The 22,110-nt window shown below is 65.7% G+C and carries 22 protein-coding genes and 1 pseudogene; 6 read left to right on the plus strand and 17 right to left on the minus strand.

All coding sequences use genetic code 11. From position 1 onward, the window contains the following. The first annotated feature begins 6 nt into the window (after positions 1 to 6). Together ACYVIO_RS41865 and ACYVIO_RS41870 are read left to right on the plus strand one after the other, a co-directional pair. A complete protein-coding gene (locus ACYVIO_RS41865; protein WP_460656590.1) occupies positions 7 to 747 on the plus strand; it encodes a helix-turn-helix domain-containing protein in 741 nt (246 codons plus the stop codon). Continuing rightward, complete coding sequence (locus ACYVIO_RS41870) at positions 747 to 1,223, plus strand: NUDIX domain-containing protein (RefSeq protein WP_460656591.1); 477 nt, start codon at positions 747 to 749, stop codon at positions 1,221 to 1,223. Before ACYVIO_RS41865 ends, ACYVIO_RS41870 begins: the two co-directional genes overlap by 1 nt. Here the strand turns inward: ACYVIO_RS41870 and ACYVIO_RS41875 are convergent. After that, positions 1,200 to 1,781, minus strand: coding sequence for an HD domain-containing protein (locus ACYVIO_RS41875; RefSeq protein WP_460656592.1), 582 nt, complete (start codon positions 1,779 to 1,781; stop codon positions 1,200 to 1,202). The two genes, ACYVIO_RS41870 and ACYVIO_RS41875, sit on opposite strands and share 24 nt — an antisense overlap. A gap of 80 nt (positions 1,782 to 1,861) precedes the next feature. After that, positions 1,862 to 2,446, minus strand: coding sequence for a phospholipase D-like domain-containing protein (locus ACYVIO_RS41880; protein WP_460656593.1), 585 nt, complete (start codon positions 2,444 to 2,446; stop codon positions 1,862 to 1,864). Positions 2,447 to 2,991: 545 nt separating this feature from the next. On the opposite strand from ACYVIO_RS41880, the gene ACYVIO_RS41885 reads away from it, so the two are divergent. Continuing rightward, complete coding sequence (locus ACYVIO_RS41885; RefSeq protein ID WP_460656594.1) at positions 2,992 to 3,438, plus strand: hypothetical protein; 447 nt, start codon at positions 2,992 to 2,994, stop codon at positions 3,436 to 3,438. A gap of 708 nt (positions 3,439 to 4,146) precedes the next feature. On the opposite strand, the gene ACYVIO_RS41890 is transcribed toward ACYVIO_RS41885, so the two are convergent. The 3 genes from ACYVIO_RS41890 to ACYVIO_RS41900 all read right to left on the minus strand — a co-directional run bounded on the left by ACYVIO_RS41890 (position 4,147) and on the right by ACYVIO_RS41900 (position 6,738). Next, the gene (locus ACYVIO_RS41890) at positions 4,147 to 5,097 is read right to left on the minus strand and encodes an ArdC-like ssDNA-binding domain-containing protein (RefSeq protein ID WP_460656595.1); all 951 of its coding nucleotides are present in this window, start codon (positions 5,095 to 5,097) and stop codon (positions 4,147 to 4,149) included. 59 nt (positions 5,098 to 5,156) lie between these two features. After that, on the minus strand, positions 5,157 to 6,356 hold the full coding sequence (locus ACYVIO_RS41895) for a hypothetical protein (protein WP_460656596.1): 1,200 nt from the start codon (positions 6,354 to 6,356) through the stop codon (positions 5,157 to 5,159). 151 nt (positions 6,357 to 6,507) lie between these two features. Next, complete coding sequence (locus ACYVIO_RS41900; RefSeq protein ID WP_460656597.1) at positions 6,508 to 6,738, minus strand: PH domain-containing protein; 231 nt, start codon at positions 6,736 to 6,738, stop codon at positions 6,508 to 6,510. A gap of 853 nt (positions 6,739 to 7,591) precedes the next feature. On the opposite strand from ACYVIO_RS41900, the gene mobF reads away from it, so the two are divergent. Next, positions 7,592 to 11,197 carry a MobF family relaxase gene (mobF, locus tag ACYVIO_RS41905; RefSeq protein WP_460656598.1) on the plus strand — a complete coding sequence of 1,202 codons (3,606 nt, stop codon included), beginning with the start codon at positions 7,592 to 7,594 and terminating at the stop codon, positions 11,195 to 11,197. 106 nt (positions 11,198 to 11,303) lie between these two features. Here mobF and ACYVIO_RS41910 read toward each other — a convergent pair whose 3' ends face one another. From ACYVIO_RS41910 to ACYVIO_RS41930, 5 genes and pseudogenes are all read right to left on the minus strand, one after another. Beyond that, positions 11,304 to 11,516, minus strand: coding sequence for an SDR family oxidoreductase (locus ACYVIO_RS41910; RefSeq protein ID WP_460656599.1), 213 nt, complete (start codon positions 11,514 to 11,516; stop codon positions 11,304 to 11,306). After that, positions 11,443 to 12,113 (minus strand): annotated as a pseudogene (locus tag ACYVIO_RS41915) (SDR family NAD(P)-dependent oxidoreductase). The gene ACYVIO_RS41910 and the pseudogene ACYVIO_RS41915 overlap by 74 nt, the downstream one beginning before the upstream one ends. A gap of 41 nt (positions 12,114 to 12,154) precedes the next feature. Next, positions 12,155 to 12,733, minus strand: coding sequence for a YciI family protein (locus ACYVIO_RS41920; RefSeq protein WP_460656600.1), 579 nt, complete (start codon positions 12,731 to 12,733; stop codon positions 12,155 to 12,157). Positions 12,734 to 12,735: 2 nt separating this feature from the next. Then, positions 12,736 to 13,380, minus strand: coding sequence for a DUF3159 domain-containing protein (locus ACYVIO_RS41925; RefSeq protein WP_460656601.1), 645 nt, complete (start codon positions 13,378 to 13,380; stop codon positions 12,736 to 12,738). Between the two features lie 134 nt (positions 13,381 to 13,514). Further along, the gene (locus ACYVIO_RS41930) at positions 13,515 to 14,198 is read right to left on the minus strand and encodes a TetR/AcrR family transcriptional regulator (RefSeq protein ID WP_460656602.1); all 684 of its coding nucleotides are present in this window, start codon (positions 14,196 to 14,198) and stop codon (positions 13,515 to 13,517) included. 75 nt (positions 14,199 to 14,273) lie between these two features. Here ACYVIO_RS41930 and ACYVIO_RS41935 point away from each other — a divergent pair, with 75 nt between their 5' ends. After that, complete coding sequence (locus ACYVIO_RS41935) at positions 14,274 to 15,047, plus strand: LLM class F420-dependent oxidoreductase (protein ID WP_460656603.1); 774 nt, start codon at positions 14,274 to 14,276, stop codon at positions 15,045 to 15,047. Positions 15,048 to 15,723: 676 nt separating this feature from the next. Here the strand turns inward: ACYVIO_RS41935 and ACYVIO_RS41940 are convergent. Both ACYVIO_RS41940 and ACYVIO_RS41945 read right to left on the minus strand, forming a co-directional pair. Continuing rightward, complete coding sequence (locus tag ACYVIO_RS41940) at positions 15,724 to 16,254, minus strand: hypothetical protein (RefSeq protein ID WP_460656604.1); 531 nt, start codon at positions 16,252 to 16,254, stop codon at positions 15,724 to 15,726. 114 nt (positions 16,255 to 16,368) lie between these two features. After that, a complete protein-coding gene (locus ACYVIO_RS41945) occupies positions 16,369 to 16,761 on the minus strand; it encodes a hypothetical protein (protein WP_460656605.1) in 393 nt (130 codons plus the stop codon). 475 nt (positions 16,762 to 17,236) lie between these two features. On the opposite strand from ACYVIO_RS41945, the gene ACYVIO_RS41950 reads away from it, so the two are divergent. Then, the gene (locus tag ACYVIO_RS41950; RefSeq protein ID WP_460656606.1) at positions 17,237 to 17,593 is read left to right on the plus strand and encodes a hypothetical protein; all 357 of its coding nucleotides are present in this window, start codon (positions 17,237 to 17,239) and stop codon (positions 17,591 to 17,593) included. A 356-nt stretch (positions 17,594 to 17,949) separates the two neighbouring features. Here the strand turns inward: ACYVIO_RS41950 and ACYVIO_RS41955 are convergent, their stop codons facing one another. From ACYVIO_RS41955 to ACYVIO_RS41975, 5 genes are all read right to left on the minus strand, one after another. Next, positions 17,950 to 18,471 (minus strand): AAA family ATPase, encoded by a 522-nt coding sequence (locus tag ACYVIO_RS41955; protein WP_460656607.1) that lies wholly within the window; start codon positions 18,469 to 18,471, stop codon positions 17,950 to 17,952. A gap of 259 nt (positions 18,472 to 18,730) precedes the next feature. Further along, positions 18,731 to 19,261, minus strand: a complete 531-nt coding sequence (locus ACYVIO_RS41960; protein WP_460656608.1) for a hypothetical protein — start codon at positions 19,259 to 19,261, stop codon at positions 18,731 to 18,733. 3 nt (positions 19,262 to 19,264) lie between these two features. Then, positions 19,265 to 19,837, minus strand: a complete 573-nt coding sequence (locus ACYVIO_RS41965) for a hypothetical protein (RefSeq protein ID WP_460656609.1) — start codon at positions 19,835 to 19,837, stop codon at positions 19,265 to 19,267. A gap of 161 nt (positions 19,838 to 19,998) precedes the next feature. Then, positions 19,999 to 20,367, minus strand: coding sequence for a hypothetical protein (locus tag ACYVIO_RS41970; protein ID WP_460656610.1), 369 nt, complete (start codon positions 20,365 to 20,367; stop codon positions 19,999 to 20,001). Beyond that, complete coding sequence (locus tag ACYVIO_RS41975) at positions 20,364 to 22,109, minus strand: type IV secretory system conjugative DNA transfer family protein (protein WP_460656611.1); 1,746 nt, start codon at positions 22,107 to 22,109, stop codon at positions 20,364 to 20,366. The genes ACYVIO_RS41970 and ACYVIO_RS41975 overlap by 4 nt, the downstream gene beginning before the upstream one ends. Between the last annotated feature and the right edge of the window lies 1 nt (position 22,110).

Genomic DNA, 22,110 nt, shown 5'->3' on the forward strand with positions numbered 1-22,110 from the left:
AGGTGCATGACCAACGAACGACTCCGGACCGCGCTCCTGGAGAACGGTTTGACTCCGAGTGCGCTCGCGTCCGAGGTCGAGGTTGACACCAAGACCGTCGAGCGGTGGATCAAGGGGCGAATCCCGCACCGCACGAGTCGCTACCAGGTCGCCACTCGATTGGGAGTCGACGAAGCCTTCTTGTGGCCCGACGCGATCCCCCGCGACCAGGTCACCACGGCCTCTGCCAGCGAAATCCTGGCCGTCTACCCACACCGTACCGAGGTCCCCCGCGAGGTCTGGCGACGCCTGTTCGAGAACGCCGAGGAAGAGATCGGCGTCCTGGTGTACGCCGGGCTCTTCCTGGCCGAGGACCGCGGACTGCTCAGCATCATCCGCAAGAAGGCGGCGGCCGGCGTCCGGGTGCGCTTCCTGGTCGGGGATCCGGACGACGAGCAGATCAACGACCGCGGCCAGCAAGAGGGTGTCGGCGATGCGATGGCGGCGAAGATCCGCAACGCGATCGTTCTGTACGAGACCCTCCGCAAAACTGGTGGCGTGGAGTTCCGGATGCATCGCACCGTCCTCTACAACTCGATCTACCGCTCGGACGAGATCGCCCTCGTCAACACTCACGTCTACGGATTTCCGGCACCGATCGCTCCCGTGTGGCACCTCCGCAGGGTCGCGGGCGGCGAGATCGCGGCCATCTACTTCGACAGCTTCGAGAAAGTCTGGGAAACCGCGACTCCACTGCCGGAGGACTGATGGCCCGCAGAATCGACTACTACGACGATCCGGAAGCTCCCCCGGCGAACAGCATGGTGCCGTCGGTGAACGTGGTGATCGAGAACGAGGCCGGCGAGGTCCTCGTGATCCAACGGTCCGACAACGGCAACTGGGCTGTGCCTGGCGGCGCGATCGACCTCGGTGAGTCGATGACCGAAGCCGCGATCAGGGAGACCCGCGAGGAGACCGGGATCGAGTGCGAAGTCACCGGGCTGATCGGCATCTACACCGACCCGAAACACATCATCCTGTATACGAGCAACGGCGAAGCCCGCCAGGAGTTCTCGATCCTACTCAAGGGCCGCGCTCTCAGCGGTAGGCCGACACCGAGCGACGAGAGCACAAAGGTCGAGTGGGTCGCCACCGCAAAGCTCGACAGCCTGAAGATGGACCGGTCGATGAAGATGCGCATCGAGCACTACCTCCAGAGATCACCTACCCCGCACCTCACCTGAGCTGCTCGCGGCCAGGCTCCGACGGACACTTCGTGCGGCATCACGAAGGAGTGGCGCCGATCGAGTGATCGATCGATGTACGACGTGCTCCGGCGGGTATCGCGTCAGGATCTCGGCCAGCCGCTCGTCGACGTCAACCATCGACCCATCAACCCCAGACGTCAGATCGCAGTAGATCAAGGCGTTCAGCAGTCGCGGCGCCGGACGCGCGAATTCAGCCAGCTCCTCACCCAGGCCTCGCTCTTCGGCTTCGATCGCGGCAGCAGTGTGGTGCGCGACCAACTGGCAAACGACCTCATCGGCCCCCACGTCGTCACGGAGGTACCTGGCACCGTCCAGCGGATGAAATCCCGTCCGCACCAGCGATGGCGCATAGCCGATGTCGTGCAGCCAGGCCGCCACCTCGATCAGCTCAGAGTCTTCCTCGAGAATCAAGGCCAGAGTGCGCGCACGTCCAGCCACTCCTTGCACGTGCGCCCACCGTCGCGGTAGCGAATCAGCCAGAAGGCCTTCGGCGATGTCCTTGGCCCAAGTCGTTCCGCTCATGACCGCGACCATACGACTTCCGGTCAGTGACGGAACAGGCGCTGACCGGACATCTCCAGGACGTCCCGTGACGCCGAAACGTCCTCAGTCGACTAGCCATCATCCGGCCGAGCGGCCCTCCAGACCTCGGCGATGCTCTCCATGTAGAGATCGAACATCTCGCCGCCTGCGAGCCTGCGGAGATGAAAGACCGGTGCCTGCGCAGCCGGAAGACCGAAGACGTGCTGATTCACCAGCACCTGTCCGTCTGCCCGGTACATCGAGTTGTACAAAACCGTGTCGTGAAGACGGAGCGTCACGCCCGGCCGGTCGAGCAGCGGCCGGTATCGCACGAGCGCGTTCCGGATCTTGGCGGACAACGACTCTCCGATCTTCTCCGCCGTACCCCGGTGTCGCACCTCCGCGGCCTGAGGGTTGCCCAAGGCGAGATTCACGACAACGCCACCGTCAGCCTTCGACACCAACAGATCAACAAGGCGCTTGTCCTCGGCCAGGAACAGCGCGGCGTACGCGAGGATGTCGATCTGCTCCTCCGCGGATTCGAAGAGATCGATCCACGCCTCTCGCGTGACCAGATTTCGTTGCGGGTAGACCGCTACAACCTCGGTCGGCGTTGCGCGGACCCCTCGGAGGGTCAGAACCTCGGGCCACAGGTCCGGCTCCTCCAGCCGGAGCAAGCGCGCCAGCGGCCCACGATGGCGCGCACTCGGCGTACGGCCCCGCACCCACCGTCCGACTGTCTTCACATCGACGCCGAGCTGTGCAGCGATCTCGTCATCGCTGAGTCTCGCTGCGAACATCGCGCGCCGCAGAGCCTCGTTCACCCGAACTCCCCGATTCAGTGACGCTCAAGAGGTCCCTAAACGTCCCGATGAGGCTAACATAAAACGTCCCAATACGTCCCGTTCTGTAGTAGCGACGTCCTCGCCCTGCACAGCAGCCTTGGGGTACGCCGTCGACCAGGTCGGCGAGGAGTTGGGAGCGGACTGTGAACGACCTCAGAACACCCGGATACGCGCTCTTGCGTTCGCGTGTGGCTCAAGACAATTGCCAACCGCAACAATTGGATGGCGTGAGGTGATCCCCGAGATGTGGACTCTCTGGCTGATCGCCGCCGTGCTCTACGCGTTGATCCTCCGCGACATCGCGCAGGAGGTGCGTGGTCGATGAGTAACGTTCCGGGAACGCCCCTTCGGCTCGAATGCCGCAGGGGTGATCGCGAGTGCTGAACTGTCGTGATCGGCTTCCGTTGGCGCTCGTGGAGCGCCGCGCTCTGGAAACGTCTCAACGATCTGTTCCGCCGCTGGCAGGACGAGGAGTGACTCCGTCAAGCGAGCTCGACGATCTGTTCGATGACGTGACCAGACCGCTGCTGGTCGGGTACGTACGCCGCGATCTGCTGAGCAGCGATGGCGCGGTCGAGGAACTGGTGGCTCAGATGGCCGTGTTCGCCCGGCGCGAAGGATTCTCGATGGGCTACACCTACGTCGAGCGGGCCGCTACTTCGCTCGCCGCGCTGGAAGCGCTGGTCGAGTTTGTCGGCCGTACCGAGGACGCCGCGGTCGTCATTCCGAGTCCGCTGCACTTCTTAGCGATCGACGGCCCTATCAATCTCAGAGAGATCTTCGAGCGGGCCACCGGCACCCGTGTCTTGATGCTCACCTCTTGAACGGGCGGGATCGGTGGAGCGTCGTCGTCACCCCTCCGTGCAGCGCAACCGCTGCACCCTCCACCGGTTCCGTCTCCTCCAGACGGGTCCCTGCCTGAGCGCCCCTGTATCCCCTGCCGGCCCCCGAGCTCAGGCAGGGACCCTCAAGACCGGCTGGCCCGGCGTAGCAGTGAGGCTGCGCCGGGCCAGCCGTTCCAAGCCTCCCGCGCAGGTGTTGCCACCCCTGGGAGTGGCCGCGCTGTCTCGTCAGATGTGCCGGGTCCGAGGACGGCGCGGCCTGTCCGTCTACGCCGCCACCCCGTCGATGTTCCACAGTGGCTCACGACTCGAGAGGTCCATCCCCACCTCCTCTGTCCGTACTGTCGGCATCACGCCGTCCGGATCGCGGTGACACCTGTTTCGGACGCGCGGAAGTCTCCGGAACGTCGGACTTGAGCAGTCGCCGCATCTCTCGCAGCGACAGACCGAGGATCTCGGCAGCGGCCTCCGTCGAGCCGCACACTTTCGCCAGATCGGCCGCTTCACGTATGGACGCTGCTTGGGCGCCAATGACCTTCTCGTTGTGCCGCTCGATCGCGAGTTCACGCGACCGATTCGCACGCTCGAGCGCAGCACGCGCCCGCACCGCCCGCCCAGTCGCTGCCTCGATCCGAGCCTGACGTTGCCGCGCTCGCTGCAGCGCGGCCACTCGCTCATTTCCGCCCACGTTCAGAACCCCGGACCATCTGGCGCCGGCGCATCTGCACCGGGCACCAGAGTCAGATGTCTCGCTGGCGTCCTTCGGCCGGCGAGGACCCGGTACTGCGAGGTCAGATCGATCAGCTCTCGTGCCATCCGCAGAACTCGCTCGCCGCTCCTCTGCACCACCCGCTCCGGCTCTGCCTTGTCGACTGTGGCAGCCCAGACCGCGACGTACGGGAAGGTTTCGCCGTCGGTCTCCAGACCGTGATGAGCCAGCAGGATGAAGGCAACGGACTCGGCCTCGACCTCTCGCATCCCTCGACACATCACGCTTCCGGACGACGCAACTGCATCGGGATCGTGCATCCTCAGGTGCGCGACTTCGTGCGCCAAAGTCGTCACCGCAGCAGCCTCACCAAGCGAGTCTGAGACCACGATCCGCCGTGCCTCGAAGTCCGTGAAGCCATCGCGGCCCGCTCGCCCGGTCGACTCCACCGAGAGACGGAACCCCTCACCCTCGACGCACGTCGCCAGTCCTTCCCACAGGCCTGTCGGCGCCGGACCAACGAGTCGCGCAGAAGCGGGCGGCTTTGGCAACGGCTCGCCGTTCGTCTGCGAAACATCCCAGACGTACGCGACGCGAAAGCCGACCAGCCGGCGGCCAGCTCGCTTCTTCGCCGTCTCCGAGTCGTCCGCCAAGTCGAGGTCGACACGTCTGGCGATCGCGCCCTTGTCATCGACCACCTTCTTCGACCGCGAGAAGACCGGGGCGAAGACCCGGATCGCCTTCTCCCCCTTGGACACGTTCCGGCCGAGGTGCTTCCACGTGGTCCAGCCACCAACCAGAGTCGCGTCGGGTCGCTGTGCCGCGATCAGGATTGCGTTCCTGAAGCTGTACTCGTGGAAGGCCGCCGCGGTCTTGAGCCAACGTCTCCAGTTGTCTGCCGTTCGGAGCTTTCGGATCTCCTCGATGAGCATCTCGTGCAACGAATCGACCGCGGACGAGGCGCCTCCTGAACTTCCTGAGTCTGCAACGTTCATGGCAGCTCAACGGCCGGACTCGGGTCGGGTTGATCGGAGCGCTGAGAAAGCGCCGTACGCTTCCAGCCTCGATCCGGGCTGCCAGGCCTCGTGGGAGGTCCGAGCCGCGTAGGCCGGCGTTCGTCATCGGTGGCCGCGAGCTGCCTGCACATCAGCGCTGCTTCACCGAGCAGATCCGTCACAGTTGCAAGGGATTCCGTCAGCTCGGGTACGAAGTCTATTCGCTCCGCCTTCACCCACGTCCGCTGCCGCTTGCCCAGCGGTGCCGTCGTAAGGTGCTGGAACGACGGATCGATCCGGATGGCATGGATCCGTGGAACGAACAGTCGCCCGGTGACGACAAGGTCGAAAACCGCCCGCTGCTGCATCAGCGCGACCTGGTGCGTCGAATGAACGAGCTCATCGGCTGCCTCGAGCAGCCCGCCCGCAGTCCATCGATCGGGAATCAACTCGGCGACTGGGCGAAGTCCGCCTTCCAGGCTACCGATCGTGCTTCGTATCGCGCCGTGCAACTCGTCGAACGCGACCTCCCCCGGAAGGGTGGTGGCTCCACCCAGGTCCGAGAGATTGCGGCTCCAAGCGGCCGCCGTACGAACCGAACTCGCATCACTCCGGCGCAGCGCTGTGCTGGCACTCCTCAGGTGATTGATCGTCTCGCTGCCGAACCCCAATCGCTCCGCAGACGCACCTACTGCCCTGATGAGGTAGCGACCATGACCAGCTGCAGTGCGAACCTGCGCAGTGATCGACCGAAGGTCCCTCGTCAGAAGACTCCGCGCCGGCACTTCCTCGCTCAGACGCTCCCACTGCGCTGCTGCGTAGCCGATCTGTTCCCAGATCTTGCTGCCGGTGTCCGGCATACCCGCCGTCAGCCCGCCCAACGGTCCCAGCACCCGCCCGTTCTGCTGCGCGATGATGGGCTCCAGCTCTCGCCGTGCGAATCGCAGCTGCCTCGCCAGGGAGCGCTGTTCGGCCGTTCGGCGACGTTTGCCGACCGACGTCATCGCATCCAGCGCAGACCCGGCTGTGATCGAGGCGATGTTCGCCACGACCGCACGAGCAGCGACGAGCGACTCTCGATCGTCCAGCACGGCCGCCGTGCCGGCGTCCTGCCCCGCGATGAGATCTGAAGCGGCCCCGAGCGCTTGAGCGACCGCCATCAACGCCGGGTCTCCGTAAGACGGCGGCTTCCCCATCTCAGGAATCCTCAGCTGGAACCTGAGCCAGATCATCTGCCGCCGTGTCGCTGCAAGTACGGCCATCCACCCTGCGGCGGCCTGGACCGGATCCGTACTGACTCGGCCCACAGAATCTTCGGCCCGGCGACGCGCGACCGTCAGGAGATCCTCATACCTCGTGCGCATCCGCGACCATCCGAACATCTTTGGCAGCCGACCTCAGCGCGTCCGCCAGTGCCAGACGCCAGCTCAGACCTTCGATCGACACCTCGAGCCGATCGACGAGGCCGGCCGCTTCGTCGAACAGGCCTGCCGGGTCGTCCGTAAGGTCGCTGAAGTACGGCTCGTACGGCGTAACCCCCAGGAGCTCGCAGACGCGGTAGCGGCTGAACGCGGTCATCGCCCAAGAGCCGTTCGGGGCTCCGGTCTCCAGTGCCTCGACACTTGCCTCAGCTCGAGTCACGAGGTCGACAACCTCCGCGCGTTCCTGATCGTTGCTATCCGGCATCGTGTTGTTCAAGGTGCTCCCCTTTCGTCACCAACAGGATTGGCCGGTTCGTGGCAGCAGCGGGCGACGATCTAGAAATCTGTGGATAACTAGCCCGGTGGCCGTCGCAGCGCGGGGTGCGGCCCGCGCGGCGGACCGCACCCCGCGCTGCCCCAGAACCGAATTCCCCTGCTCAACGGTTGTCGACGAGGCCGGCTGCAACACCGATACCTACAGACCCAGGCAGCCAGCCATACGGATCGTCCGCCGACCGGATGACGGGAGTGCGTCCCGGCGGGAAGGGAGGGTCACCGACACACTTCTTGCATTCAAGGCGTTTCAGCTGCCGAAACGGCAGGCCAGCACACTTGGCTCGGGCCGTTGAGCCTCACATGTGCCACCACTCCCCTGCTCGGACCGCCCCGGTCGCCTGGCGGGCGGCCGCGTGTGCTGACTGCGGCGCCACGTTCGCCCACCGTCGATCCGGTCACCGGTTCTGCTCGGATCGGTGCCGCCTCCGCTTCTGGCGTCGACGGAAATCCATCGAGAGCCTTGGCGGGCAACGGTCTGATTCTCTTCAGCGCGCCCTCAGCGATCTCCGCCAAGCAGTCGGTTCCATCGAGCTCGACAGCCCGTCATCGGTGATCGCGAATCGGGCTTCTTTGCTCATGGCAATCGACTCGATCGCCACGCAGGTCGACCACCTGACACTGCAGAACTCGCTCCTCCAGCAGCAGCTGCGCCACCGGCCTGCGCGGTCCTCAGAGTGCTGAGCGTCCACCGGTTGAGTGCCGGCGACGGCTACAAATACCTCATCAAGCACATCGCCTCCGCGGACGTCGACCGCCGGATGGCAACCCCTCTGACGGCGTATTACGTGGCCGACGGCTATCCACCGGGCCGGTGGGCCGGACGCGGCCTTGGGGGTCTCGGCAAAGGAGAGATCAAGGCCGGTGACGAGGTGACCGACGAGCAGATGGCCGCTCTCTTCGGACGCGCACAAGACCCGGTCGACGGCAAACAACTCGGCCGGCCGTTCCGGGTCTATCGCTCCTTGGAGGACAGGATCCGCGCTCGCATCGCTGATCTTCCGACAGACCTCTCCGAGCAAGACCATTCGGCCGCCATCACCGAAGTACGACGTACCGAAGCCCGCGTGCGAGCGCGACAGGCGGTGGCCGGTTTCGACCTGACCTTCTCTCCAGTGAAGTCAGTATCGGTGCTGTGGGCTACCGCCGACGTCGGCGTAAAGGAACAGGTCACCGCCGCACACTACGACGCCGTCAACGACGTCCTCGACCTGATCCAAGACCAAGCCGTGTTCACCCGCACCGGCGACGGCGGCATCGCCCAAATCGACACCCGAGGCGCCATCGCGACCGCCTTCGACCACTGGGACACCCGCAGCGGCGATCCCCAACTCCACACCCACCTCGTCATCGCCAACCGCGTCCAGAGCAACGACGGCCAGTGGAAAACGCTCGACGGCCGCGTCCTGTTCAGGTCCGCGGTCGCCATGTCGGAGATCCACAACGTCCTGCTCGCCGACGGCCTGACACGCCGCCTCGGCGTCGACTGGGACCTTCGAGACCGCGGCGAGCAACGCAATCCGGCGTTCGAAATCACCGGCGTCCCCGACGAACTGCTGCGCGAGTTCTCGTCGCGAACCGAACAGATCGAGTCGAACCTCGAGCACCTCCTCTCGCAACGCCCGAGCACTCCTTCACGGCAGGAGATGTACGCGCTCAGGCAGCAGGCAACACTGATGAACCGCCCTCCCAAGCATTTGGCCAAGCCTCTCGCCGACCTCATGGTCGGCTGGCGACGCCGCGCAGATCTCGCGCTCGGCACCAACGCCAGAACAGCCCTCGCCGATTGCCTAAAAGACGTCCCAGATCGACTGCTGACGCACGCAGACCTCAGTCCTCAGACCCTGGATGCCTACGGCGCCACGGTCGTCCTCGCCCTCCAAGCCAGGCGCGCCACCTGGACCCGCTGGAACATCCTGGCCGAGGCCGCACGGCAGACACGGCTTCTTCGCCTCGCCACAACCAAAGACCGCCTGGCCGCATTGGAAGCCATCGCCGACAGGGCAGAGCACCACTCCATCAGCCTCACCCCGGGCGACCTAGTCGACCTGCCTGGCGAACGACTCCAAGGGGAGAGCGTCTACCGAATGCACAACGGCGCGATCTTCACATCACCCGTCGTCCTCGGCGCCGAACGCCTGCTGCTGGACTTGGCCCAAGACTGCACCGGCCCGACCGTCTCAATCAAGCTCGAAGACGTCAGCGGATTGACCACTGATCGACGCGACGCACTCACGCGGCTCCTTAACAGCGGCCAGCGACTCGAAGCCCTCGTCGGCCCTGCAGGAACCGGCAAAACCAGCCTTCTAGCAAGTCTCCAAGAAGCCTGGCAGACAAGGCACGGCCCGTCCTCGGTCATCGGCATTGCGCCATCGAGCGCCGCCGCCGACGTCCTGTCCGGCAGCCTCAGCATCCCGACCGACAACCTCGCCAAGTGGATCCACGAAGCCGTCGGCCTCGGAGCCGAACAACGCAACCAACGCATCGCCAATCTCGAACGCGCAGCCAGAATCGCCGAGCAACTTCGACGCAAACGCCGCCAGCAGCGCATCCTCACCAGCCTCGCAGCGCTCCGCGCCGAAGCCGACCACTGGCGCTTCCACCCCAACCAACTCGTCATCGTCGACGAAGCCTCCATGGCCGGAACCATGGAACTGGCCACCCTCGCCCGCGAAACCTCCAAAGCCGGCGCCAAACTCCTCCTCGTCGGAGACGACGCCCAACTCGGCGCCATCGACACCGCTGGCGCCTTCCGTCTCGTCGCCAAAGAGACCGAAGCTGCAAGCCTCCAGGAAGTCTGGCGCTTCACCCACGACTGGGAACGCGACGCCAGCCTCGCCCTCCGATCAGGCGACCTCAGCGTCATCGAAACCTACGACGACCACAAACGCCTCACCGCCGGCACACCCGACGACTGCGAAATCAACGCCTACTCCGCCTGGCTCACCGACACCCGCAGAAACCTCACCAGCCTCCTGATCGCCGCCGACAACACCACCGTGATCCGCCTCAACGCCCGCGCCCGCCTCGACCGCATCACCACCGGCGAAGTCGAACCCAACGGCGTACCGCTCCCCGACGGCAACCAAGCCGGCGTCGGCGACCGCATCGTCACCCGCCTCAACAACCGCCACCTCACCTACGGCAACAACCAGTTCGTCCGCAACGGCAGCACCTTCAACGTCGTACGCCGCTGGAACGACGGCTCCCTCACCGTCGAAGACACCAACCACCAAACCATCACCCTCCCCGCCGCCTACGTCACGAACTCCGTCGAACTCGCCTACGCCACCACCGTCCACCGCGCCCAAGGCATCACCGTCGACACCGCCCACCTCGTCGTCACCGAACGCATGACCCGCCCACTCCTCTACGTCGGCATGACCCGCGGCCGCACCACCAACCGCGCCTACATCGCCACCCACGAACCAGCCGGCGACCTTCACGAACCGCAGACGCCGGAGAGCATGTACGAGGTCCTCGCCACCGTCCTCGAACAAGAAGGCATCGAAAAGTCCGCCCACGAAACCATGCAAGCCGAACTCGACAACGCCACCAACCTCAGCCAACTCGTCCCCATCCACGAACACCTCTGCCAGATCGCCGCCGGCCAGCGCTACCGCACCACCATCGACACCTCAACCCTCGATCCCAGCGCCCGCGCCGAACTCCGAGCCTCCCCCGCCTACGGCCCCCTCCTCGCCGCCCTCCGTCGAGCCGAATCCGCCGGCCTCGACCCCAAAACGACCTTCCACAAAGCCGTCAACCAAGCCACCCTCGACGACGCCCGCGACCTCGCAGCCGTCCTCCACGCCCGAGTCGAGCGCCTCGTCAGCCGAACCGATCGACGCCGACGGCAACCACAACAACTCGTCGCCGGCCTCGTCCGCCCAACAACAACGATCACCGATCCAGCCTTCATTGCCCCGCTCCGAGAACTCGAATCCCTCATCTCCCAACGCGCCGACTGGCTGGCCGAGCAGGCAGAGGAGAAAGCCGCTCCTTGGTACAAGACCGTGAAGGCGCAGTCGTTTGAACGGGAACCCGACGAGTTACGCGACCTTGTCCGAGAGGTCGCTGCCTATCGCGAGCGATACGGCGCACGCGGCGGAGAGCCACTCGGCGCCGTACCTCCAGCTCGCGAACTGGAGCAATCGCTCATCAGATCGCGGCTCGCCAGCCAGCTTCAAGGAGCCAGCCAGGGCGTCGAGCGGTCCAATGGCCGACTGCCGATCCGCACCGATGCCCCATCACCTGAGACGGACACAAATCGGCACCTCTAGCGAGGTACTCGCACCGGAGGCGGATTTACATCAACGCGACCTGCTACGGACGCCGCCAGGACGAAACCTGCAGGTGGCTCCCGGCCATCGGCCCCATCTGCAGCATTCAACCATCGACAGCGACGCTCGCGCCGGTCACGTACGACGCCCTCGGCGACGCCAAGAACGCGATCACCGCAGCAATCTCCCGAACATCACCAGGACGGCCGAGCGGCACACCAGGACGATTCTTGCCGTGCGGATCCTCATCGGTCTGGCCGGTCATCGGGGTGGCGATCTCCCCCGGCGCAACCGAGTTGGCAGTGATCCCAATGCTCACCCAACTCGAGCGCCAACGTCTTCATCAGTAGCCCGAGCCCGCCCTTTGCCGCGTCGTACGGCGCCGCCCCGACGCGCGGCTGGTGTTCGTGCACGCTGGTCACAGCAATCAGCCGGCCACCGCGGCCCTGCTCGTTCATCCGCCGTGCGGCCAGTCGCAGGCACAGCAAGCCCCGTCTAGATCCACGCTGATCACCTTGCGCCACTCGTCGTACTCGAGGTCGATGGCGAGCTTGCTGGTTCCCGTACCGCTGTTGGCCACCAGGACGTCGACGCCGCCGAGGGATTCGATCTGTTCATCGACTGCGCCCACGGCGCTCGGCAGCTCCTCCAGGTCGAGGTGCCGCACCTCGGCCCGCCGCCGGGTCTCCCTGGCCGTCGCGTGACTATGCACCGTGGGCTGTACGGCGGCGGCGAGAGCACTGACCACCCGGAATCGGCGGCCGGAGCCGGGGCTCAGACCGATCCCGACTTGATCGAGATGTACCCCGCCCAGATCGCGGCCGGCACCGGACCGTCGATCGCGCAATCCAGTTCGTGAACCTCCTCGCCCGCCACGCTTCGGTTGCGATCGACGCCGTCCGCAACGAAAAGGCACTGAACGTCGCGGTCGACGGCCGTGACTCAAGTTGCCGACCGTTAGCGGCGTCCGCCGAATTCCCAGTCGATCACCTCGATGCTCCTCGAGACGGCAGGCGGACCGATCGTCTCTTCCAGCACCGCCTCCAGGTGACCCCGGGAGGGAACCTGTGCGGCCAACGCGACGCCTTGAGGAGTGCTGGTGTTGGGGAAGCGCAGCCTTCCGAGAAGGATCACGCCTTCAGACGTACTCCGAGTGTGCACGGCGCGCCCGTGCGGCGCTGTGCGCTGGTCCTCGGCGGTGAGTACGAAGTACCGGGTGTGATTGGCGATGTGTGCGGTGTCCCCCATCGTGCGGCCCAGCAGGTCGTCGAAGCGCCATACGCGGTGCTGTCGGTATGCGCCGGCGCGGTGGTACGGCTCGTTCTCGATGTATCTCTTGACCGCGTCGAGGTCGGGCAGCTCGAGGATGTGGATACTGCCGGTCCACTCGCGGCGCTCGCTGTCCAGAGTCGGGCCACGCGCGATCATGGTTGCGGCGTACGGATCGGTGTAGGACCAGTGCTGTTCGTCGAGGCCTGGATCGTCGAGGTCGGCGACGCCTGCGGCGGCGAAGCTGCGGATGAGGAAGTGGGGCATCGTCAGTCCTCTTCTTCCCTGACTGCACGAGTGTTCTCGATACCACCGGCGGCGTACGCGGCGGCGATGACGACAAGCGTCACGGGCAAACCCAGGGCGATCCTGACGGTCAGCAGCCAAGCGACAGGTTCCTCGTTGAGGTAAACGACGCTCAGCGCGACCGCACGCACCACCAGGGCGGCCCCGGCTGCCATGGTCGTGAAGTTGTAGGCAGCCCGGGCGCGACGATCGACCTGACGCAGCAGCGATCGACGGCGTACGAGGCCCCACAGCAGTGCGAACAGAGGGCGTCGTACGGCGACAGATCCGACGAGGATGCTGCCCAGCGCCAGGTCGATGCAGATGTCGGCGACGAGGCCGCTCGCGGCCACCCCGGTGACATGCGCGATGGTCGCCGCGATGGTGAGCCCGACGGCGCCGCTGATGACCGTCGCCTTCGACCACCGCCGACGGTGCGCCACCACCGCGATGCACACGAGCACCACGACTCCGGCCCCCATCCCCCACCAGAAGCCTGTGCTGTTGGCGACCGCGATGAACAGGATCGGCGGCAGCTCCGGCGCGAGCAGGCCCGAGCGGCGCAGAGATCGCCATGCGGTCCGCACCGCGTCGGACAGGCGGGCGTCGTTCTCTGTGTGAACGGGCATCGCATTCCCCCGGGATAGTCATTTACGGCGTAAAGCCACTACACCACCGTACGCCGTAAAGTTCAAGCCGTCGTCGAGCGTGGATTCAGACACGGGACCTCGGCGGGGATCGTCGGCTTGTTCGTCCCGATGGACTACGAGGGCGGGTTCGACCGGTCCGCGACGGCGCCGATGCCGAGGACGATCATGTCGATGCCCAGCCGGTAGTAGTCCTCGACGTTCTGCCGACCGGTCAACGGTTCTGCCGCGGCCCGGATGTTCGGGTACTGCTCGGAGGCCAGCTCGGCGAGTTCGTCGCGCTCCGCGGCGTACTGGCTCGACTGTTTCGGCGGCTTCGTCCTGAGATCCGGCGCGTGCTCGACGAGCGCCACGGCGGACTGCGTCGCGAGCTGGATCAGCGTCGCGCCGTCCTGCGGGCTAAGACCGGCCTGCCGGGCGCTGTCGAGCATGATCTCCAGTGCGGCCATGAACCTGGGCAACGGAACTAGCCGCTCGATCACCAGCCGGCCCACCCACGGATGGTCGCGAAGCTGGGTCACCAGCGCGAGCAGGACCCGGCGCAGCCTCTCGTCCCAGGCTGCTCCCGGCAGATCGTCGAACCGACCCATCGCGATCACCGATTCGGTCATCGCGTCGAGCAGGCTGTCCTTGTCCTTGAAGTGCCAGTAGAACCCCATCGGGCTCACCGACAGTTCACGCCCCAGCCGGCGCATCGACACCGACTCCAGCCCTTCGCGATCGGCGAGCGACACCGCTACTTTCAGGATCTGCGCCGCCGACAGCGTGGGCTTCGACGCATCCGGAGAATTCCTGCTCACCGGATCACCGTACACCTGAGGCATGCTAGCTTTACGCCATAAAGCGTCTGCGAGCCGAAAGTGGTGGAGCCCTCCGTGAAACCCGTCCGAATCGGCGCTCAGGTCGCGCCACAGCGAGCGGCGTACGCCGACATCCGGCGCGCCGCGGCCGCGGTCGAGGACGCCGGCGCGGACATCCTCTTCACCTGGGACCACTTCTTCCCCCTGGGCAAGAACGCCGACGGCCCACACTTCGAAGGCTGGACCATCCTCGGCGCCTGGGCCGAGCAGACCACCCGGATCGGTCTCGGAGTGCTCGTTAGCTGCAACAGCTACCGCAATCCCGATCTGCTGGCAGACATGGCCAGGACCGTCGACCACATCAGCGGTGGTCGGGTCGTCCTGGGGATCGGTGCCGGTTTCAAGGAGCGTGAGTTCCGCGAGTACGGCTACGACTTCCCTTCGCCCGGTCGACGGATCGCCGATCTCGCTGCCGCCCTGCCGCGGATCGAGAAGCGGCTCGCCGCGCTGAACCCGTCACCGATGGGCCCGATGCCAATCCTCGTCGCCGGCGGCGGTGAGCAGAAGATGCTCCGCGTCGTCGCCCAGCACGCGAACATCTGGAACACGTTCGCCGAGGGCGAGGACCTGGTCCGCAAGCTCGGTCTGCTCGAACGCTACTGCGCCGAGATCGACCGTGACTTCTCGACGATCGAAATCTCCGTCCACACCGGAGGCGATCCCTGGGAGGCCGGCCCACCGTTGCGTGAGCTCGGCGTCAGCCTCTTCACCGTCACCACCAGCGGCCCCGACTACGACCTCGACACCATCCGCCGCTGGATCTCCTGGCGCAACGAGCAAAACGACTGACCCGCCGTACTTACACCCAGGACCACACACAGCGCCTGTACGCCGGCACGTTGAGGTCCGCTGCCGGACATCCGGCCTGGGCGGCGACCGGACGGAGGTGCGGTTCTCCCTCCGCCCGGCCAACACGGATCCGCGTGCGCCCTGTGCGCCGGGGTAGCGGATCACTTCTCCGGTCCACGCCACAACGTGTACCGAGCGCCGCGGCTACCGGCATCAGGCGGACAAGCCGACTCCGGTCGACGTCACCGACGGTTGCGACCAGCTCGACGACTGGCACTTCAGGCACGACTCCGGACGAACCGGAGACTCGTCGATCATCTCCAGCCACCAGCGCTCAGGGCTCCATCGCCGGACCACCCGCTGACATGCCGTGCAGCGATACCGATCATCACCGACGCGTCGTCGCCTCGCCGCGCTGAGGTTGTTCACGACCCCCATGAACCGCTCGCATTCGCTCGAGCCGGGCAGCACACTTCTGGACTGACACCCGGTTCAACGAGCCGCAACAGCCCACGTCACGAGATCTCAAGCCGAGCCCGGCTGAACTCCGCGACATCAGCTCCAGCAGAACGCCTCCCACGTCCGACGTACTTCCCGCAAGGCGCTCTCGATCGGCCAGCGCCTTCGATCTCGACCCGCCGCGCGGCCCCAGCGGCCCGGCACCCGCGTCTCCAGCTCAGTCGGCGCCGTCGGCTGACAGGGCTTTGACGCGGCGACGGAGAAGACTGGGTTGGAATGCGAAGAAGCCAAGGACCAGAACGGTGCCGACACGTGGAATCAGTGGCCACCACCCGCGGTCGTCGTCGAGAATGTCCAGTACCAAGCTCAGCACAGCGGACAGCAGGACGAAGCCCAGCAGGACACGAATCCAGGTAGCCCCGATCCACTTCAACTGCCGCTGCGCGAACACCAACGCAGCTGCGCGAATCACCGGATCGGTAGGTACAGGTCCCCATTGAGCTGCGCGGAGCGCCGCAACATTCTGCTCACGAGTGAGTCCCGCCGCGGGCTTGAGAAAATGGTTCGTCTTCTCGGCGACAGCGAACATCATCAGTCCGAAAAGAGGGCCTCCGACCGCGCCTGCGATCACCGCCGTCGTCCATCCGACCGGCGCCAGGTACCGCACTCCCAGGCCGAACGCTACTCCGTAGAACAGCCCCGAAAGCAGCCCGACCAGCCAGCTCGGAACGTCCGGCGTTTTGCGCATCTTGCATGCTCCCTGATGCCGTCGTCAGCCGCATCTTTCGGACGGCGCGGTTGCAGGACTTACACAACAAACCCAGGCCGTGCCTCATGAGTGATGCCGCGCAGCTGGTCACTACTAGGAATGCTGATCTGTCTCGCCTGAGGGAAACTCCACCGCGATCATGTCGAACAGGAATCGAAGGTCGACTTCTCCCTGGCCCCCGTCCATAAGGGTGGTGGGGAACCTGGGCCTGCTCTTGGCAGTGATCCGCGTCTGGTCTGATCCCAGCGAGCGGAACTTCAGGGTGATCCGCAGGCCCCAGGTACGGAGGTTCATACTCCGTTTGAACTCCGCGCCGGCTAGGGACAAGCTCACCATTCGTGGTTGCTCGATCGTCTGTGAGAACTCCTCGACCGCGCGCACGACCTCGTCAACAGACGCCGCCACGGTGAGCGTCCCGATGCTCCGCGCTGTTCGTGTCGAGATGCCGTAGGGATCGGCCTGGGAATGGGGTGCGGTGGGCTCCATGAGAGTTCCGTACCCCCTCCGGAGACCGTCGGAAACGTTCCGAGCATCGCGACTGTTCGTGGGCGGACTTCAACTGGGGCGACCTAGCCGGACGGCTACGCAGTAATCATTCGCTTGCGGTGTCGGTAGATCCTCCGGCGGCGACCTAGACCACCGCTGCCGAGCGGACCTTCAGGATCGGCCTCTTGCTACCCCTCCCCCCAGTGCGTGCTGATCTGGTCCGGCCACGGGTGACGGGCCCCGGCCGGCTTGAGCAGCTTCCCGATCGCCACCGACTGTGCGTCGATTAGCTTCACCGTCCGGCCGATTATCTCGAGCTCCTCCCGCGATACCGCCCGACGACGAGCACCTCAGGTCGCTGCAGCGGCCCGGTCACCGCGCCGACGATTGCCTCGACGGTGTCGCGGGTCTTCCAGCTTCCTCCCGTTGAGGCCAAGAGTAGAACATATGTTCGAAGATGAGCTATCGTGGCCTCATGCTTGGACGGTTCACGGTGCGACCGTCGAACGACGGGGACGGCACCTACGGAGTATGGGACGGCGCAGTCAACGGCTGGCGCGCCAATGGCCTCGCCGACGCCGACGCGGCCGAACAGATGAAGGTCGACCTCGACCTGCAGTTCGACGCGCACGGGCCCCGGTCCGCCAAAAAAGTCCGACTGGTCAACCCCGCCAAGCCAGTGGAGCATCCGAGCGGTTGGCTCTCCGGCGTGCTCGACGCCTGGATCCTTGAAGACGGCCAGTGGCTCGGGCGAGTCCGCGATGCCGATGGTCACGTGACCTGGATCCCCGGCAGTGTTCTGCGCCCCGGCAGTCAGGAACGTCGCCCCTGAGCGCTTGAATGGTGTGGGCGGGTAATGCTCGAAGCCATGGCCCAGGAATCATCAGCGCCAGGCCACCCGCATCATCGACCAACTTCAGACGGCAACACTTGCAACTTCCAGCGTCAAGAGGCGCACAGGTTATCTCTAGCCGACGTGAACTGCGGCACAGACGCCGACCAGTGACATCGACATTGGCATAGTGAGAGCACCTCCACAGAGGCCTAGAGTGCCATGTCTGCAACGACGATGCAGAGCGTCACTGTGGCGAGGAAGGGCCCGTGGTGAGGTCGGCGAGCCATTCCCGCGACATCAGCTCCGACAGGTAACCCGCCGTCATGGCGCGTTCTGTGGTGCGCTGCACGTCATCAGTTCGTGGACGGTTTGATGGCATCGCCGCCTGCAATGGCACATTCCGAGTTTGGTGGGAGGTCGAACAATGCGAGCTCGGCAGCATCGGGTGCTTGAAAGAGGGTGGCCCACTCGTCGAGATGGGCGCGGCTGATGGGTGCACTGTCCCAAGGTGGCTTCGAGTTCCTGGTCTCGATGCGCCGCCAAAGTTCGTCCACTGGCGCATCGAGGAAGTGCAGTTCGACACCGACGCCAAGGGCACGAGCTACGGATCGCACCTCGTCACGCTCGCTTCGCGCCGCGAACCCGAAGTCAAGGACAACGCTAAGGCCCAGGCGGACAATCTCTTGGGCGAGCTGCCAGAGTTCCTTGTTCACCTTGGCCTGGGTTGTCGTGGCCCACGGAGTGGGGCCGAGAGCCCACAGCCAATCATCCTTCGTGAGACGTACGGCGTTCCGGTCCGCCGCCAATTGCCTGGCAAGCGTGGTCTTGCCCGCCCCGGGCAATCCACACGTGAGAATCAGTCGGGCTTCGCTCACGTGCCCAGTCAAGCAGGCCCCCGGGCGCAGGCTTGCATGCCGGCGCCAGCGCCACAGCACAGCTCACCCAGCCCTTCAACTACGGACCCGGCGGCCCATGAAGCCGGTCGCCGCCGCAATCCGGCACCCGAGGTCAGCAGGAGGCCGCCGCCCGCGCAAAGTCTGAGCGCCGCGGTCAGTCTCCCCCAGGTGTTCGGGGGGACGGCTCACAGATCGGCTGCGGTCTCGGCCGTCCGAGCGCAGGTTTATCTAGTCGGCCTCAGATCAAGTCATTGGTCGGCGTGAGCAGCTTGACGCGTCGCTTCAGGTGCCGCCATTGATAGCCCTGGTACGCGATGAGGACGACAAGCAACGCAGCCAAGCCAGTGAAGAGTGGGAATCGTGGGGAGTCGCTCTGGGTGACTGCGGCCGCGATCATCAGGGCGGTGAGGGGGCTACCGATTGCCACGCCGAGGATCGCCTTGGACGAGTCGTGAGCGGCTAGTCTCGACGCAGCCGCGCGAACATCGGGATCGGCCGGTACCGCCCCACGCCGTGCAGCGCGGAAGACTATGGGGAACTGCTTGCGCCGGACCTCACCCATCAGCGCCCGTACCTCGCGCCGCGGCTTTTCGTTGACGATCGTCCCTCCGACGCCGTACAGCAGTCCGGCGATCAGGCCGAACAAGACGACCTCCAGCGCCCCGGACGAGTTGTCCCAGAGGATGCCGATCGTGATGATCGCGCCGAACGGCAGCCCGTACACCAGACACAGAACCCAGCGCGGAGCAGTGAGCAGATAGGCACGCATCGCCTACACGTCTCCTCTGCGCCACAATTCCGTGCGCCGTGCGCTATTGCCTTGATCTTCAGGTACTACGCCGGCGAGGGCACGTTGCTCCTCTACTCTGCTTCGCAACCACAGCGCGAACGGACGAAGATCGGCAACATGCATGTGCGAGATCGGCAGCCGACGAGGCTTGCCGTCAACCGGGCGCACATTTACGCACGCAAAGAGCCAACGTCCTACGGGGTCGCTGATGGTCGCGATCCTGTCCCAGGGCAGCCGAGTTCGTTTGCTGCGTCCGTACTGGACACCGATGCTGTCGATATGGATGACGGGACGGCGCGTGAGCACCTGCCAGATCGTGTAGCCGAAGAAGATGCACCAGATTGGCGGCGCGACCGCCGAAACAACGGTGATGAACGTCGACTCGTTCTCGTCGCGGAGGTTGTCCATCAGCTGGAAGCTCGAGCTCAGGGTCAGAAACCCGAACAGAGCAAGCCGCCAGTAAAGCGACCGCCGACGCTGAGGAAACACCACCTCACCACGCGTGTCCCACTCCACGGTCCAAGCCGCCGGTCCCTCATTGCCCACCTCACGCACCCTGATCTCCTCCCCTCGACCAGGCAATCCCGTACCCGCCGCGGAGATCCGCAACCGGACAAGCGGAACATCGCCGGGGCGTTGACCGATTCCGCAGCCGCGAGTCACCGGCCAGACGGCCCATACCGAGAACTTGCCGGATGCGGCTTCTCTTCGAGGGGTCAAACGCTTCCCGCGACTTCGGGTCGGTGAGTGGTTCGGGCGCACCCGGTGCGCGAGTTCCATTCCCGGAGTCGACGTAGGGCAGCGTCGAGTTCGCGGTGAAAGGTGACCGGGTCGGTCGAGGAGGCGTCGACGTCGAAGCATCCTTCCCAGAGCGTGCGCAGGGCTGACAGTTCTTCTACGAGAGCGCCGTGCTGCTGCCAGCAGGCCGGCACAGCCTTGTAGTCCAGGCCGTAGCGAGCGATCAGCCAGGCAACCCACTCACCGAGACGATCGAGCTGCGTTCGTTCGTGCGCCGCGTCAAGATCTCTCCAGCAGACGGTGTACGGCTCTTCGTCGAGCAGGTCGAAGTTCTCCTCGGGCCTCATCGACCGTCGGATCCGTATCGGGCGATGCATCGACGGATGTCGCCGGCATCCGATCGATCGGTCCACGGCCTCATGGCCAGCAGGATCGGCGGAGCTGTCCGCGCCAGGAGGACGCCTGTTCCGAAAGGCAACGTACGAAGGGCGTCCGGCGGGAGGATCGGCAGACGCCTGGTGCTGGTTGACCAGGTGCGGCCACCGTCGGGCCCACGGCTCCAGTTGCGAACCTCCTCGTCGCGATCGCCGCAGACTGCCGAGAGATCTTGAAGGTCGCGAGGCTGGGCGGATCCGCCGAGGATGAGGCGAACGGTCGCCGCGTCCCACATGGCGGCTGCGGCCTGTTCGCCCCATCGTTCTCGCGCCTGGGCCAGCGACTGGATGACCACGAGAGTGGAGATCCCGTTACCGCCGCCATCAGCCATGAGTGATGGGAGGGACGGTACGGCGCAGAGGTTGGCGATCTCGTCGAGGATCAGCGCGAGCGGGGGTTCCATGCGTCCGCCTTCCTGGTGGGCGGCGATCTGGCGTGCGGTTTCGGTGATGTCCTCGAGCAGCGCGGCGATGAACGCCGATGTGGCACTGGCGCCCACGCCTGTACCGAGGAGGTAGATCGTTCCTTTGTCGGCGAGGAACTGCTTGGGATCGAGCCCAGCGCCTGGCGGTGGATCAAACGCCCGGCGTACGGCGGGATCGGCGAGCGCCGAGAGGGCGGAGCGGACGCCAGCCCAGATGGCGTCACGGGTGCGGCCGTCCATGCGGACGATGCCGTCGAGGGTGTCTCCCCAGCCTTCGGCGGCTTCGTCGGCGCGGTTCAGGATGGTGACAGCCTCGATGGCGGACGCAGGCTCGAGACCCCAGCGGTAAAGGCGGTCGATGCCGGTGTCGTCAAGGGCGGCGGCATGAAGCAGGCCCCGAAGCGCCATCTCGGTCTGGCCGTGCCAGAAGGCGCCGTCGCTGACTCCGCCCTTGGCGAAGCCGGCGCCCGCGGCAAGCCCGGAGGCCCTGACGATGGCCGTCGTCGGATCCTCGCACCCACGGACGGGTGACCAGCGGATCCCCTCAACCTTTCCGAGGCCTTGAGGATCGAAGACCGCAACTGGTCCAACGGCTTTGCGAAGGCCGAGGGTCGCCACGAGATTGTCGGGGCGGGTCGACGTTGTGACGACGGCGCCGGGGGCGTCGAGGATCGCGTTGATCACGCTGTGAAGGCCTTTGCCCGAGCGCGGTGGACCGACGTCGATCTCGGAGTCTTCGACCGAGGACCAGCATCCGATGCCTCTGGAGTAGCCGCGAAGCGTGCCCACGTCCTCGGGCCGGGGGTGTTTCAGCGACGGTCTGGCTGATCGCCCGCGGCGGAGGATCTGGCTCCGGCCAACCGCGTGCTCGACGTCGGCACGGGTCGCCAGACCGGGCCGGGAAGCAAGATGGCTGGTCCTCCCCCGCGTGCTTGCACGTCGACGCTGCCGAACCCGTGACACTGCGGCACCGATCGCGACCGGCATGGCGGCAACGACCGCGACAAGTGACCAGTAGAGAACCGGCCCGAAGGAGTCGAGACCGAAGGCCGTCGCCGGGTGGGCGGGTTCGACGAGGACGGCGAGTCCTGAGGAGACAGGGGCGTCGATCCATTGACCAGTAGTAATTAGGGCGCAGAGGCCGCCGACGGTGCGCAGCATCAGCGCGCCGGCGCCGACGGCCACGAGCCCGATGATCGCCAGGTCTGTACTCGGGGTCTTGTTGAGCATC

The sequence above is a fragment of the Kribbella endophytica genome (genome assembly GCF_054781295.1).